The sequence below is a fragment of the Marinobacter sp. UBA5687 genome (assembly GCF_002420325.1).
GTDB classification, from domain to species: domain Bacteria; phylum Pseudomonadota; class Gammaproteobacteria; order Pseudomonadales; family Oleiphilaceae; genus Marinobacter; species Marinobacter nauticus.
In genome coordinates this window covers 122,456-124,093 of sequence record NZ_DIHV01000122.1, presented here as the reverse complement: position 1 = coordinate 124,093, position 1,638 = coordinate 122,456, and the positions used below count along the sequence as shown (strand labels likewise).

Genomic DNA, 1,638 nt, shown 5'->3' with positions numbered 1-1,638 from the left:
GTGGCCATGGTCAGTGCCCGCATCGGTTTTGTGGTGCGCTACTTCAGCGAGTACCAGGGCGACTGGCTGGGCATGATCGACATCCGCGACGGCGGGTTCGACCTGGTGACCGGCCTGTTTGCTGCGTTTGCCTTCACCGGTTACCTGATGTGGAAACGGGCGGCCATACGCCGGGCGCTGGGCTCGGCGGTCGCGGCTGGCCTCATCATCTGGGGCGGTATGTCTGGCATTATTGCGCTGATCAACCAGCAAACCCGGGGCCTGCCGGAAGTGGCGCTGACCGATCTGAACGAACGCCCGGTAGACCTGGCCAGCCTGGCCGGTGACAAGCCCACGGTGGTCAATCTCTGGGCCACCTGGTGCCCGCCATGTATCCGCGAGATGCCTGTGCTGGAAGAAGCCCAGCAACGCTACCCGAACGTGAACTTTGTGTTCGCCAATCAGGGCGAACATCCGGCAACCATCCGCAAGTTCCTGATGGCACAGAATCTGAACCTGAGCCACGTACTGAGCGACAGACAGAACCGGTTTGGCCGGGTAGTCGGCAGCCACGGCTTGCCCACCACCCTGTTCTACAACGCCGAGGGCCAACTCGTGGATACCCATATGGGCGAACTGTCCCGCGCCAGCCTGGCCCGAAGCATCGAGCGCTTCAACCCGGCTTACCTCAGGCCAGCCACAGAGTCAGACTGAAGCCCAGAAGACTGGCGGCGCAAAGACCCGACAGCGACAATGCCAGGCTCCAGCGAAACGAGGCATCCCTTGTCCGGTATCCGGTCAGCCGTTCCATAATTAACGCATTGGCCGCAAAGGGCGTGCCGAAGGCGGTAATACCCCAGCCAGTAACCATGGCGATGGCCAGGCCGAGCTGAGCTGCGCCCGGCCACAGCGAACCCAGAATACCGCCAATGAGGGTAGCAATAATAATCGGGTTCATACCCGCCAGTCCGGCAGCAAAAAACACCCAGGGTACACCGGCCGCCAGCAGCGCCCAGAGCCACACCGGTAATTCCGGCTGACCGCTGATCTGGCCCAGTACCACACCACTGAGCACCGCCCCGATAAACGCCGAGCCACCAACAATGGCCAGCTCATTGCTGACATTGGCCATGCTGGCCAGGGGCGGATTTTCCCGCTTTAACCAACCCAGAATCCGGTACAAGAGCACCGCTGCCAGACAGCTCAAGGCCACCGCATGGGCATAACTCAACCCGAACCGGTGGCTGAGCCAGAGTACACCCACGCAGATTGCCAGAATCAGCCCACCAAAACGCAACCAGCTACCCGCGCCAGCACGGTTAACGCTCCGCTCTGTGCTTTGCAACGGTTCCGGTTCTCGCCAGTGCAGCCCCGCCAGCACCATCACCACGGAAAAAGGTACCGCCAGCAACAACAGCGAAAGCAGACTCACCTGCGGCAACAGCGTCAGGGTCAGCACCACTGAAATGGACAGGGGCGAAAACATGGGGGCGACGCCAAACCCTCGCAAAACAGCCCGGGTGGCATTGCGGGTAGACTCGGAATCGCCGTTGCGACGGATGCGCTCGCCCACCAGGCTGCCCACCACCGCCACCGAACCAAAGTTCAGGGGAACAGACACCAGCGAAGTGCCAAACGCGAGGCTGAGGTATCGGGCCA

At 61.8% G+C, this 1,638-nt stretch carries 2 protein-coding genes; one reads left to right on the top strand and one right to left on the bottom strand.

Features of this window, described 5'->3' with window-relative positions; all coding sequences use genetic code 11:
- On the top strand, positions 1–693 hold a 693-nt coding region (locus B3Y70_RS13115; RefSeq protein ID WP_288589928.1), incomplete at its 5' end, for a TlpA disulfide reductase family protein.
- On the opposite strand, the gene B3Y70_RS13110 is transcribed toward B3Y70_RS13115, so the two are convergent.
- Positions 668–1,638, bottom strand: a 971-nt coding sequence (locus B3Y70_RS13110) for a hypothetical protein (RefSeq protein WP_288589927.1), incomplete at its 5' end; no start/stop codon positions are given. The two genes, B3Y70_RS13115 and B3Y70_RS13110, sit on opposite strands and share 26 nt — an antisense overlap.